Source organism: Halalkalibacter sp. HAAS-P013 (assembly GCF_056619925.1).
Map to the genome: position 1 here is coordinate 41395 of NZ_JBWQTU010000013.1, position 13306 is coordinate 54700.

At 38.5% G+C, this 13306-nt stretch carries 11 protein-coding genes; 10 read left to right on the forward strand and 1 reads right to left on the reverse strand.

The genetic code is table 11. The features are described from left to right. Positions 1-19: 19 nt before the first annotated feature. The 9 genes from dxs to AC1FXP_RS17255 all read left to right on the forward strand — a co-directional run bounded on the left by dxs (position 20) and on the right by AC1FXP_RS17255 (position 10776). Positions 20-1909 (forward strand): 1-deoxy-D-xylulose-5-phosphate synthase, encoded by a 1890-nt coding sequence (dxs, locus tag AC1FXP_RS17215; RefSeq protein WP_480063227.1) that lies wholly within the window; start codon positions 20-22, stop codon positions 1907-1909. 6 nt (positions 1910-1915) lie between these two features. Further along, a complete protein-coding gene (locus tag AC1FXP_RS17220) occupies positions 1916-2743 on the forward strand; it encodes a TlyA family RNA methyltransferase (protein ID WP_480063228.1) in 828 nt (275 codons plus the stop codon). 370 nt (positions 2744-3113) lie between these two features. Then, positions 3114-3563: a transcriptional regulator AhrC/ArgR gene (ahrC, locus tag AC1FXP_RS17225; protein ID WP_480063229.1), complete on the forward strand. Its 450-nt coding sequence runs from the start codon at positions 3114-3116 to the stop codon at positions 3561-3563. Between the two features lie 13 nt (positions 3564-3576). Beyond that, a complete protein-coding gene (recN, locus tag AC1FXP_RS17230) occupies positions 3577-5301 on the forward strand; it encodes a DNA repair protein RecN (protein WP_480063230.1) in 1725 nt (574 codons plus the stop codon). A gap of 124 nt (positions 5302-5425) precedes the next feature. Next, the gene (gene spoIVB, locus AC1FXP_RS17235) at positions 5426-6715 is read left to right on the forward strand and encodes a SpoIVB peptidase (RefSeq protein WP_480063231.1); all 1290 of its coding nucleotides are present in this window, start codon (positions 5426-5428) and stop codon (positions 6713-6715) included. Between the two features lie 241 nt (positions 6716-6956). Continuing rightward, positions 6957-7757, forward strand: a complete 801-nt coding sequence (gene spo0A, locus AC1FXP_RS17240) for a sporulation transcription factor Spo0A (RefSeq protein WP_480063232.1) — start codon at positions 6957-6959, stop codon at positions 7755-7757. A gap of 415 nt (positions 7758-8172) precedes the next feature. Then, complete coding sequence (gene steA, locus AC1FXP_RS17245) at positions 8173-9300, forward strand: putative cytokinetic ring protein SteA (protein WP_480063233.1); 1128 nt, start codon at positions 8173-8175, stop codon at positions 9298-9300. Then, complete coding sequence (locus AC1FXP_RS17250; RefSeq protein WP_480063234.1) at positions 9293-9964, forward strand: glycosyltransferase family 2 protein; 672 nt, start codon at positions 9293-9295, stop codon at positions 9962-9964. The genes steA and AC1FXP_RS17250 overlap by 8 nt, the downstream gene beginning before the upstream one ends. Continuing rightward, entirely contained in the window at positions 9961-10776 is an 816-nt protein-coding gene (locus AC1FXP_RS17255; protein ID WP_480063235.1) for a hypothetical protein, read from the forward strand. Before AC1FXP_RS17250 ends, AC1FXP_RS17255 begins: the two co-directional genes overlap by 4 nt. Positions 10777-10793: 17 nt before the next feature. Here AC1FXP_RS17255 and AC1FXP_RS17260 read toward each other — a convergent pair whose 3' ends face one another. After that, positions 10794-11030 (reverse strand): DUF2627 domain-containing protein, encoded by a 237-nt coding sequence (locus AC1FXP_RS17260; RefSeq protein WP_250095092.1) that lies wholly within the window; start codon positions 11028-11030, stop codon positions 10794-10796. 158 nt (positions 11031-11188) lie between these two features. Here AC1FXP_RS17260 and AC1FXP_RS17265 point away from each other — a divergent pair, with 158 nt between their 5' ends. Next, on the forward strand, positions 11189-13240 hold the full coding sequence (locus AC1FXP_RS17265) for a sigma 54-interacting transcriptional regulator (RefSeq protein ID WP_480063236.1): 2052 nt from the start codon (positions 11189-11191) through the stop codon (positions 13238-13240). Positions 13241-13306: the final 66 nt, after the last annotated feature.

Genomic DNA, 13306 nt, shown 5'->3' on the forward strand with positions numbered 1-13306 from the left:
CGAAAGTGAGGGTTCCTTTATGAAACTAGAGGAATTTAAAGACCCAAACGTCCTAAAGAACTATTCAAAGAAACAGCTAGAAGATCTCGCAGAGGATATTAGACAGTTTTTAATTGGAAAATTATCTGTTACGGGAGGACATCTAGGCCCTAATTTAGGTGTCGTTGAATTAACGCTTGCATTGCATCATTTATTTGATAGCCCAAAAGATAAGTTCATTTGGGACGTTGGACATCAGGCATATGTGCACAAAATTCTTACAGGTCGTGCCGATCAATTTGATAAATTGCGTCAATACAAAGGTCTATGTGGGTTTCCAAAGCGCAATGAAAGTGAACATGATGTATGGGAGACTGGACATAGCTCCACTTCATTATCTGCTGCGATGGGAATGGCTACAGCACGAGATTTAAAAGGAACGGATGACAACGTTGTAGCGATTATTGGTGATGGTGCTTTAACAGGCGGAATGGCACTTGAAGCATTAAATCATATTGGACATGAACAAACCGACTTAATTGTCATTTTAAATGATAATGAAATGTCAATTGCTCCAAATGTGGGTGCTCTTCATAATGTGTTAGGAAGACTACGTACTGCAGGGAAATACCATAAGGCAAAAGAGGAACTTGAACAGTTAATCAAGAAAATCCCTGCTTTCGGTGGGAAGCTGGCATCGACAGCTGAACGTGTGAAAGATAGTCTTAAATATTTATTAGTTTCAGGGATCTTCTTTGAAGAGTTAGGTTTTACTTATTTAGGTCCAGTAGATGGACATGACCTTGATGATTTGGCTGAGAATCTAAAGTATGCCAAGAAAACGAAGGGGCCGGTTCTCGTTCATGTACTAACGAAAAAGGGCAAAGGATATGAGCCAGCTGAAAACGATGCAAAAGGTACGTGGCACGGGCTTGGACCATATAAAATCGAATCTGGTGAAGTGGTAAAAAAACCAGGACCTCCAAGTTATAGTGGAGTATTTGCAGAAACTCTGAAAAAAATTGCACGTGAAGATAAACGTATTGTCGCACTAACAGCAGCGATGCCTGGTGGGACGAAGTTAGACGTGTTTGCTAAAGAGTTCCCCGAGCGCATGTTTGACGTAGGTATTGCTGAGCAGCATGCGACTACGATGGCTGGTGGTTTAGCAACACAAGGTATGAAACCAGTGTTTGCTGTGTATTCTACTTTCTTGCAACGTGGATATGATCAAGTTGTACATGATATTTGTAGACAAAATTTGAATGTTGTCTTTGCGATTGACCGTGCAGGGCTTGTCGGTGCAGATGGAGAAACACATCAGGGAGTGTTTGACATTGCTTTCCTTCGTCATTTGCCAAATATGAAAATCTTAATGCCAAAAGATGAAAATGAACTTCAGCACATGATTTATACAGCAGCTAAATACGATGGTGGTCCAATTGCCGTTCGTTACCCTAGAGGGAATGGATACGGAATAAAAATGGACGATGAGTTAAAGCAGTTGCCGATCGGTAAATGGGAAACTTTACAAGAAGGAACGGATGCCTGTATTTTGACTTTTGGAACGATGATACCAGTTGCTGAGCAAGCAATAGCTCATCTTTCGAAACAAGGCTTATCGGTAAAGCTCGTGAATGCAAATTCTGCAAAGCCTCTTGATGAGGAACTGTTACACGAGATTGCTCAAAAGGATATTCCGGTACTCACGTTAGAGGAAGCTGCTCTTCAAGGTGGCTTTGGAAGTGCTATATTAGAATTTTTCCATGACAATGGCTATCACAACGTTGAAGTAAAACGGATGGGAATTCCAGATGAGTTTATCGAACATGGTAGCGTATCAGAGCTTTTAGAGGAAATTGGACTTACATCTGCCAAAGTAACTGATCAAATGATGACGATGTTACCGAAAAAAAAGCAAAGGGCGTAACGGACATTGACTAAGAAGGAACGAATAGATGTTTTGCTCGTCGAGCGTGGCCTAGTTGAAACGAGAGAAAAGGCGAAGCGGACTATTATGGCTGGACTTGTCTACTCTGGTACGGAGAGAGTGGATAAGCCAGGAATAAAAATTGATCGTGATATTCCTCTTGAAATTAAAGGAAACCCACTTCCTTATGTGAGTCGTGGAGGGTTAAAATTAGAAAAAGCGATTGAGCTTTTTCAACTTACCTTAAAAGATAAAATTGTATTAGATATAGGTGCATCAACAGGAGGGTTCACTGATTGCTCTTTACAAAATGGAGCTAAATCGGTGTATGCACTTGATGTTGGATATAATCAATTGGCATGGAAGCTAAGACAGGACGAGCGAGTCACAGTGATGGAACGTACGAATTTCCGTTATGTGAAGCCAGAGGATTTAACAGAAGGATTGCCTCAGTTTGCAACGATCGATGTATCCTTTATATCTTTAAAGTTGATTTTACCTGTATTGAAGACCGTTCTTGTTCCAAATGGAGATGTTGTGGCACTTGTAAAGCCGCAATTTGAAGCAGGGCGTGAACAAGTTGGGAAAAAAGGCATTGTCCGAGATAAAAAAGTTCATGAAGATGTGTTGAAACGTATGACAGAGTTTGCTTCAAATGAAGGTTACCACGTCAGTGGCCTAAGTTATTCACCGATTAAAGGTGGAGAGGGCAACATTGAATTTTTAATGCATTTACACTATAACGGTGATGAAGGTTCAATTAGTGATTCCATTTCGATTAAGGATGTCGTTGCTACTGCACATGAGGAATTAAAAGCAAAACAAGAAGAGTAATCACGTTAAAAATGCCTCGATCAAAGATTTGGGAGGGCACTGAAAAAGGAAAACCACCTTTTTCAGTGCCTCGATTATGTAGCAATGGCTCCGCACGTTGCGCGCCTGCTATGAGAATACCACTCATAGCAGGCTTTTTAAATTATTGCAACGGCTCCGTCCATTGCTTAGAGGGCACTGAAAAAGGGAAAATCACCTTTTTCAGTGCCCTCGTCGAGGCATTTTTTGTCTTATAATTATTCATCGTGATGCATGAAAAAATATTTATTTCTTTAATTTTAAAAGATTTTGTAAGTATAAATGTGTTGTATTGTAGAGCGATTACGTAGATAATGAACATATGAGACAGTGTAGGAATAGGTGAGAATAGATGAATAAAGGACAAAGGCATATCAAAATTAGAGACATCATTGCCAATAAAGAAGTTGAAACACAAGATGATCTAGTTGAGCAATTACGAAGAGAAGGCTATAACGTAACACAAGCAACGGTATCAAGAGATATAAAAGAACTTCACCTTGTGAAAGTACCAATGCTAGATGGACGATATAAGTATAGCTTGCCAGCAGACCAACGATTTAACCCACTACAAAAGCTCAAGCGTGCGTTAATGGACAGCTTTGTAAGCATTGACCGAGCTGATAATCTAATTGTTATGAAAACATTACCGGGTAATGCTAACTCAATTGGCGCCTTAATCGACAATTTAGATTGGACAGAAGTAATGGGGACAATTTGTGGCGACGACACCATTCTTATTATTTGTAAAAATAAAGAAGAAGGGCCAGCTATCACGCAGCGATTTTTAGATATGTTATAAGGGTGTGACATGCATGTTAATTGAATTATCAATCCGACATTTTGCCATTATTGATGAATTAACCGTGCAATTTGAAAAAGGATTAACTGTTCTAACGGGAGAGACCGGAGCAGGAAAGTCAATTATTATTGACGCGATTGGTCTTCTCCTTGGAGGTCGTGGATCTGCTGAATATGTAAGACACGGAGAGAAGCGCGCAGAAATTGAAGGCTTGTTTATTGTAGAAGATGACCACCCTATCATTGAAAAAGCAATCGAGTTTGGCATAGATGTTCAAGATTCGATGTTTATTTTAAGAAGGAACATTACCTCGCAAGGGAAAAGCATTTGCAGAGTCAATGGCAAGTTGGTTACTCTCGCCATTTTACGGGAAATTGGACAAGCTCTTGTCGATATTCATGGACAACATGAGCATCAAGCGTTAATGCAGCCAGAAGAGCATATATCAATGCTAGATGGATATGCCTCAAAAGCTTTAACGGATACGTTTAAAGAATATCAAACATTATATAATCGAGCGCAACAGCTACAAAAGCAAGTGTTATCTCTTAGTGAAAATGAACAGGAGTTAGCACAGAAAGCTGATTTATTTCAGTATCAGCTCGAAGAAATTGAACAGGCTAAATTGGTTCCGGAAGAAGACGTTCATTTATTGAATGAAAGACATAAGCTAGCCCATAGCGAGAAGTTGTTCTCTCTTCTTCAAGACAGTTATTTAAGTTTATATGGAGAAGGAAGAGGGTTAGATTATCTTAACAATGCTGTATCGCATTTAGAAGAAGCAGTTTCGATTGATCAGGAATTAAAAGATTTATTTGAATCTGTAAGTAATAGTTATTACTTGTTAGAAGAAGCGGCATTCGCACTTCGTGATCGGGTAGAACAAATTGAGTTCGACCCAAATCGACTTGAATTCATTGAAGGGCGTCTACATGATATACAACGGTTGAAACGCAAATATGGGGAGACGGTTGATGATATTTTGGTGTATGCTTCCAAAGTGGAAGAGGAGTTAGATTCAATTATCCATAAAGATGATCGGATATCGAAGCTTCAAAATGAGCTAGATGGATTGTGGCAAGATTTATTTGTAGAAGCAAAAGCACTAACTTCAATTCGAAAAGAAGCGGCTTGCGAGCTGACTGAAGCGATACATGAACAGTTGCGTTCATTATATATGGAAAAGACCGTATTCGAAGTTCGAGTAGTTGAGAGAGCGCCAGGTAAGCACGCGCCAATGATTCATGGACAGACGATTCCTTTTAGTCAGGGCGGTATTGACACGGTGGAGTTTTATTTGTCAACGAATCCTGGAGAACCAATGAAACCACTCTCAAAAGTGGCATCAGGTGGGGAGATCTCCCGAATCATGCTTGCGATTAAATCCATCTTCTCAAATCAGCAAGGAGTCACGTCTGTTATATTTGATGAAGTGGACACTGGAGTTAGTGGACGAGTTGCTCAAGCCATTGCTGAAAAAATTCATGCTATATCCATTGGATCACAAGTACTTTGCATTACTCATTTGCCTCAAGTAGCCGCGATGGCAGATTCACATCTCTATATTCAAAAGAACGAAGAAAATGATCGCGTTAAAACCTCTGTAAAGTCGCTCTCAACAGAGGAAAAAATAAATGAAATTGCGCGAATGATATCTGGAGTTGAAGTAACAGAACTAACGCGAGAGCATGCGAAAGAACTGTTAGAACTTGCAGAATCCCTAAAGCAACCCGTTTGAAAAGCTAGCCAAAAAAGGATAGCTTTTTTCTTTTTGTTCCAGTTATAAATGTTGTTCTGTAAGGCAACATTAATAGTACATCCAGTAACGGAGGTGTGGGCAAGGAGCTAGGAGAGTGAAGTGAGTGAGAGGCGATGCAGTAAGAAAAACATTAGGTATACTTGTTTTACTATTTGTCGTAAGTTTAGGTTTTTCTGATGGGGTACGTGAATGGGTGAAAGTTCCCACAGCTATGACTGTGTTTGAAGGGGATATGACACCTGTAGTAGATGCAACCAAGTCACTCAAAGCTGTAACTGCAACTGCTGCGCCATCAGCACTTACTTTTCAAATGAATGGGGTAAGTGAAAGTGACATAACAGACCATGTATCATTAGAAGTCGCAGGTTTTCCTGTGAAAAGTATTGATGTTAATGTGCTTCCAAAAACGGAAGTTATTCCGGGAGGACAATCTATCGGTGTAAAGCTTAATACCGAAGGAGTGTTAGTCGTAGGTCATCATCTAGTTGAAACGGAAGATGGCAGTTCGTCTCCTGGAGAAATAGCTGGTATCGAAGTGGGAGACATGATTACGAAAATAGATGATCATGAAATCCAACGTATGAGTCAAGTTGGCGAATATGTTCAAGCTGCAGGAGATGATGGACGAAAGCTGAAACTTGAAATTAAACGAGATCAACAAACGCTTGAAAAGGAATTAATACCTTTAAAAGCAAAAGGTGAACATTCTTACCGTATGGGTCTTTATATTAGGGACTCGGCAGCAGGGGTAGGAACATTAACCTTTTATGACCCAGAATCAAAAAAATACGGGGCATTGGGTCATGTTATTTCTGATGTTGACACACAAAAACCAATTGTTGTTCATGATGGACAAATCATTCGTTCTTCTGTAACTTCCATTGAAAAAGGTAGCAATGGTGACCCAGGTGAAAAGCTGGCAAGCTTATCTAACCAACGAGATGTACTAGGTACAATTGAAAAAAATAGTTCCTTTGGGATATTTGGGACATTAAAAGAAGCAAATTTAAAAAACAACATCCATGATAAAAAGATGCCGATCGCCCATTCGACTCATGTCAAGGAAGGGCCGGCTAAAATATTGACTGTGGTTGAAGGGGAAGAAGTAGAAGAATATGATATTGAAATTGTTAGTTCTGTTCCCCAAAAACAACCAGCAACAAAGGGAATGGTTATTAAAGTAACTGATCCAAAACTGTTGGAAGCAACAGGTGGAATTGTACAAGGAATGAGTGGAAGTCCGATTATTCAAGATGGGAAAATTATTGGTGCGGTAACTCATGTCTTTGTTAATGATCCAACAAGTGGATATGGATGCCACATTAGTTGGATGCTAGAAGAAGCAGGAGTAACTGATCATTTTTCAAATACACAGGAAGCCAAAGCGAGTTAAATTCGCTTTGGCTTCTTTTCTTTTTTATTTTTTGTGATATGATTAAGGTGTAAAGAAAATTCGACAAATAGAATTTGAGTTATCTGTCAATGTTCGAATCAGGTCGAATAAGGTAGTATACTGAAGAATATCTTAGGAAATGTAAAAAAACCTAAATAAATTAAAAGAAATTAAAGGGAAATAAAGTCCCTTGTCGAAAACTAAAAGTATGACAGAAAAAAGGAACAGAGGAGGCTTTAATGTGCAAAAAGTAAAAGTATGTATTGCGGATGATAATCGTGAGTTGGTCAATCTACTCAATGAATACATATCAGCTCAGAATGACTTAGAAGTAGTAGGAACAGCGTACAATGGTCAGGAATGTTTAAGTTTGATCGAGGAGCAAGAGCCGGATGTATTAATCTTAGATATTATTATGCCTCATTTAGATGGATTAGCTGTACTTGAGCGGATTAATAAATTAAATATGAAGAAAAAGCCTAATATTATTATGTTGACTGCTTTTGGTCAAGAAGATGTTACGAAGAAAGCTGTTGATTTAGGAGCTGCTTACTACGTACTAAAGCCGTTTGATATGGAAGTGTTAATTTCTAATATTCGCGAAATCAGCGGACAAACAAGATCATTTGTTCAAAAGGCTCCAATGAACTCGTATATCTCAAATGCATCACAACACGAACAGCCTAGCTTTAATTTAGATGCGAGTATTACAAGTATAATCCATGAAATTGGTGTGCCAGCTCATATCAAAGGCTATATGTATTTACGTGAAGCAATTACGATGGTCTATAATGATATTGAATTACTAGGATCGATTACAAAAGTATTATATCCAGATATTGCAAAGAAATTTAATACAACATCGAGTCGGGTGGAGCGTGCTATTCGTCATGCGATTGAAGTAGCTTGGAGCCGCGGGAATATTGATTCAATTTCTAGTCTGTTTGGATACACAGTAAGCCACTCAAAGGCAAAGCCAACAAACAGTGAATTCATAGCAATGGTTGCTGATAAGCTTAGGATTGAACATAAAGTTTCTTGAAAGGATCGCAATTAAGATACAAAAAAAGACTAAAGAAAAAACACTTCAATATTGAAGTGTTTTTTCTTATTTTGAAAATGTAAAAAATAAAAGGGTTTTCACTATCTCTATAGTAGTAAATAGTATAAGAGGGGTGAAACGTATTGGGAGATGGGAAGATGACAGTTGTTATAACCGTGGCTGTAGCTATGGTTGTAAAAATACTATTTGTATTTGTGCTATTTAATTGGTGGAAAAAAGAAAAGAAAAAGGGACGGTTTTAGCATTTCCAATTTTTTTAAGGGAGTACTGTTTTTCGTACAATGGACTTTAAACTCCTTTTTTATTTTTTCAATTTACCAAAATCTCTCCTATTATAAATAAAATCGCTAAAATTGCTCATATTATGACCAAACGGTGCAAAGAGGGTTATCATATGATGAATTTGATAAAAGGACCTATCTATGAACACAAACAAACCAAAAAGTTGCTTCATTATTTGCCAAAACGAAGCATTGTTTTTTTATGGCATGAAGACCTGGATGGTGTAGCAGTCGATGGATTAATTGAAGCGCAAGTGAAGGCAGTGATTAATGCGAAAACATCGATGACAGGCCACTATACACAACAACATGTAAGACGTTTGCTTCATGCAGGAATCCCGGTCTTTGATATAACAGCTTCTTGCAAGCATGACAGAGTGTATCAAGGAGAAGAAGCGATAATCTTTCAAGATGAACTTTATGTAGACGATCAGTCAGAGCCGATGTTTATAGCTAGTTTGAAATATTATACCGAAGAAATAATTAATGAAAAAGCAATAGAAGCACGTAGCAATTATTCAAATCAATTTGATAAATTCGTTCATAACACAATAACTTATGCTAAAAAAGAATGTGATTGGTTTAAAAAGTTCCCTAATATTCCACCTTCTTTTGAAGTAGTGAATCAAAAAGAAGTATTTATTGTAGCGAGGAATACAAAGTATGAAAAGGATATTAAAGCAGTCCGCCATGCAATGATGAAAAAGGGGGCGGTCATTGTAGCGGTGGATGGGGCTGCAGATGGTTTGTTAAAACAAAAAATTGTACCAGATTTCATCATTGGCGATATGGATTCGATTAGTGAGAAAGCTATTAATTGCGGGGCGCAATTAATTTGTCACGAACACCCAAACGGTTCTTCACCAGGGAAAGAACGATTAAACAAAATGGGCTTATTTGTTGATACGATCCGCTTCGTTGGAACAAGTGAAGATGTAGCCATTACAGCATCTTATTGGTCGGGTGCTAACCACCTTTATTTAATAGGCTGTCGTTTGGGGATGACAGAGTTTCTAGAAAAAGGGCGTGCAGGCATGGGGTCGACTTGGTTGTGTCGAATTCAAGCTGGTGAAAAGATAACTGACTTAAAGGGGATACATCATCTGACAAACCCATCTATTATGCCATTATTATGGAAGAAAAAAAATCGATTAAAACCTTCGCTAATTGAAACAATTCATCATCTTGTCAGTGGACGTGTAGGGGTGTGGAAGAAGAAGGAGGTTCTTCGCCATGATTGATACATCTTTTGTGATAGCAGCCTATAATGAAGAGGAGACGCTTGAAAAGACACTTCTTGCTATAAGAGCTAACAAGAAATATAAACAGTCAGAGATCATCGTCGTTGATGATGGAAGTAAGGATCAAACAAAAGCAGCGGCGGAGAAATATGCAGATAAAGTCATTTCGTATTCAACGAACAAAGGAAAAGGATACGCAATGCAGCTCGGGTGGAAGAATGCACAGGGGAAATATATTGTCTGTCTAGATGCAGACCTCGAGGAATCCGCTAGTGAGGCATTTGTACTCCTTGAACCAATTCGCCAAAACAAAGCGGATATGACTATATCTATTATTAATCCTGGGAAGAAGTCTGGGATGGGTATGGTGAAACGAAGAGTCCAAACGATTGTCTATCAGAAAACTGGGGTGAAATTAGAAGCGCCGTTATCAGGTCAAAGAGCATTTCGACGAAAATGGCTTCCAGTTCTATTAAGCAAATCTTACTTTGGATTCGGCATTGAAACACAAATGACAATCGATCTATTAGAAGCAGGGGCAACTTGTTTAGAAATTCCAACGACTATGAAGCATCGTGAAATGGGGAGAGACGTTAAAGGCTTCTTTCATCGCTTAAAGCAGTGGGTTGATATAGAAAAACAACTTAGAGGTGTACAATCATGATGGCCTTCTTTCTGTCAATGCCAATCATTGCTTTTATAAGTCTGTTCTCATTTAAAACGATGAATTTGGGTGTATTGAATTATGAAAGAAAGTTTGTTCCGTATAGTTTAGGAGTTGTCATTATATATAGTTATAGTTATTTATTTGCTCTATCTCCTGGAATAGAATCCGTATCGATGGCTTCTTTTATTTTCGTCTTTTCGATCTGGTTACTTGGTCTTGTTGATGATGTGTTTGGCAAGCCGTATCCAAAAGGATTAAAAGGCCATGTTTTGTATGCGTTTCAAAAAAAACGCATTACAACGGGATTGGTAAAAGCAGTAGGCACTATTGTAGTAGCGTCGGTATTTGTCTGGATGACGCCTTTGCACACGTACTTTGCCACATTCCTCTCGCTTTTCTTGCTTATAGGTCTTCCGCATGTCATGAATTTATTTGATACTCGTCCGTTACGAGTGTGGAAGGGAGCGTTTTGTTTTATGGTTCTCGTACTACTTATTAATCCACTTCCATCCTTTATCTATATTGTCATGCTACTATCTGTCTTCTATGTTTGGTATGTGCTTGAAGGCTATAGAAAGGCGATGCTTGGAGATAATGGGGCAACGGTAATAGGGGCCATCTTAGCAGTAGTGGCAATCAACCATTTACCAATAGGACTTCAACTTTTTGTTCTAGTTGTTGTTAGTTTCTTTATCATCATTGCAGAAAAGTATTCATTTTCAGCAATTATTGAACATTCTTCTTTGCTTCGTATGATCGATCAAATTGGAATTATGAATAAACATCAAAAGGGTGACTCACATAACTAGAGTCACCCACTTTGAGTTTATTTTTTTTGAAATCTTGGTGCGATTTTTCCGTTTTTACGGTCACGATAAAAAATAAATCCGCCAATAAAACTTAGTCCAGCAAAGAAAAGGACCAGTCCTGCAAAAAATTGTAAAGAAAGGTTTGGAAATGGACTATTAATGATTTGAAAAATAGTATCTCGCATCAACTTAATTCCATATCCGGCAATGACTCCTGGTATTACTAATATCATTAAGGCGATAAATCGTCCCATCAACAATTCCTCTTTCATCATTTACTATAGTTATATTTTAACGGAAATTCATCAATGTGTACACGTTAGTGGTTGCATTTTTGTGTCATTTGCGTAATAGTAAAAGGAGGAAAATTAATAGTAGAAGTTAAGACCAAGTCATAAAAGGGGGAGTATTGATGAAACGCGCGGTAATTATCGGTGCTGGTCAAGGTGGGACAGCCCTGTTTCGATTGCTCATGAATATGGAACACATTCAAGTTATTGCCGTGTATGATATTCGTTCATCGGCCCCAGGCATTGTAGAGGCAGAGGAACATCATGTAAAAATCGGATCTGATTGGAGAGAAATTCGTAATGATCAGGTTGATTTTATTTTTGAATCGACAGGAAATCCTGATGTTCTAACGGAACTTAGGAAAACGATTCAGCCCAATACAATGATTGTTCCCTCTCAATTAGCCAGACTTTTCTACTCATTAATGCAAGAGAAAGATCAACTGATTGTCCGTCTGAATGAACAAATGTCGATTCAAGAAACGATCTTAAATTCGACTCACGACGGGATGATTGCAATTAATTCCAATGAACAGATCTTAATCTTTAATGAGGCTGCTGAGCGAATATCAGGGATACAAGCTCAGGCAGCAATCGGGCGTCCTCTTCGTGAGGTCATGAAATCGAGTGGGTTACCACGGGTAATGAGAACACAGCAAGCAGAACATAACCGCAAACAGCAACTTCAAAATGGGACAATTGTCATTACGACTAGGGTCCCGATGATTGAAGAAGGTCGTTGTATTGGTGCATTAGCTGTCTTTAAAGATATAACAGATATGGTGGAAATGGCAGATCAAGTGACGAGCTTAAAAAATGTTCAAACTATGCTTGAAGCTATTATTCAATCTTCAGATGATGCGATCTCAGTTGTAGATGAGAACGGGATAGGATTAATGATAAATCCAGCCTATACGAGGCTAACGGGATTACAGCCTGAAGAAGTGATAGGACATCCTGCAACTGCAGATATTTCTGAAGGGGAAAGCATGCATTTACAAGTACTTGAAACGGGGAAAGCTGTAAGAGGTGTTTCTTTAAAGGTTGGACCAAACAAAAAAGATGTGATTGTAAATGTAGCACCAATCATAGTGGATGGACAGAAGCGAGGAAGTGTAGGAGTCATCCATGATGTCTCTGAGTTGAACTCCTTGCATGGTCAACTTGAAAAAGCAAAAAAACGAATTCAAACACTTGAAGCTAAATATTCTTTTGATGAAATCATTGGAACATCCGAGGAAATGAGGGTGGCAATTGAACAAGCTAAATTAGCGGCTCAAACTCCCGCAACAATTTTATTGCGAGGCGAATCGGGTACCGGAAAAGAACTATTTGCTCACGCTATACATAATGAAAGCCAACGGAAACATCACTCGTTTGTTCGTGTTAATTGTGCTGCGTTATCGGGACAATTGCTTGAGAGTGAATTGTTTGGCTATGAGGAAGGTGCCTTTACGGGAGCGAAACGTGGAGGGAAGAGAGGGTTATTTGAAGAAGCTGATAATGGAAGCATCTTCTTAGATGAGTTAGGGGAACTTTCTAGTGCAATGCAAGCCAAATTATTACGCGTTCTTCAGGAACAAGAAATCATTAGAGTCGGAGGAACGAAGCCAATAGCCATTAACGTTCGAGTCATTGCTGCAACGAATGTAAATTTGGAAAAAGCAATAGCTGAAGATCGGTTTCGAGAAGACCTTTATTATAGGCTAAATAAATTTCCAATCTCTATCCCTCCTTTACGTGAACGAATGAACGATCTTGAACTTTTAGCAATGCATCTCTTGAACAAATTAAATAAAGATTATGGAAGGTACGTTCAAGCGATCTCTCATGAAGCCTTACAGTATTTAAGTGGTTACCAATGGCCAGGTAATGTAAGGGAACTTGAAAACGTCTTAGCTCGAACGATGATTTATATGGAACCAGCAAGTCGTCGAGTAGATTTACAACATCTTCCACCTCTTTTTTCGAATGTTCAAACTGATACATTCATTCAAAAAAGTACAATCGGCAAAAAAGAAGAGAGACTGCAGGAATTGCTTAATAACTATGAGAAATCAGTTATTGTAAATGCGTTAGAACGTTATCAAGGAAATCGAACGAATGCGGCAAAAGCATTAGGTATTTCCATTCGTTCACTGTATTACAAAATGGAGAAGCATCAGATTGCATAAATGTGCATGCAAAATCTTGCGTACTAATGAAAAAAAATGCATACTCTATTTTGGATTGTGATCGTT